Annotated in this window: 1 protein-coding gene; it reads right to left on the bottom strand. The window is 54.3% G+C overall.

Features of this window, described 5'->3' with window-relative positions:
* Window positions 1–5 precede the first annotated feature (5 nt).
* Window positions 6–433 (bottom strand): L,D-transpeptidase (locus M3630_RS30640; RefSeq protein ID WP_251254677.1); only part of this gene is annotated, 428 nt, incomplete at its 5' end.

Raw genomic sequence — 433 nt, 5'->3', positions numbered from 1 at the left:
ACGGCTCACCGCACTTTCACCTTTGTGCCCTCATGAGCAAATCTGTAGAGAGCCTCAGAATCTTTGGGGGCCAGCCGAGCACAGCCGTGACTTGAATATCCGGGCAATCCCAAGGTGTAGACAGGCTGGGCAGGTTTCTTGGTCTTTTCGTCCCAGGGAATCTGGTGGAAACCGATAGTTCCCGTCGCGCCGGGGCGTTGATAAAAAGACAGGAAATTAGGTATATACCAGCGGATGCCATCCTCAGTAAAAGCCGCGTGCCGCGTCTTGTATTGAATCTTGTAGTTCCCAACAGGGGTCTTCCACGGCTCAGCAGTAGTGAGCATGACCCGTTTCACTAGACCGTGAGCTACGAGGTAGACGCGATTCTCCGCTTTGATCCACAGGACGTAGCTGCCAGGTCCAGCTGAGGATTTCGCACCGACGGTAAGAG

Source organism: Brevibacillus sp. MER 51 (genome assembly GCF_023714195.1).
Lineage (GTDB): Bacteria > Bacillota > Bacilli > Brevibacillales > Brevibacillaceae > Brevibacillus.
This window is presented reverse-complemented; position numbering and strand designations above follow the sequence as displayed.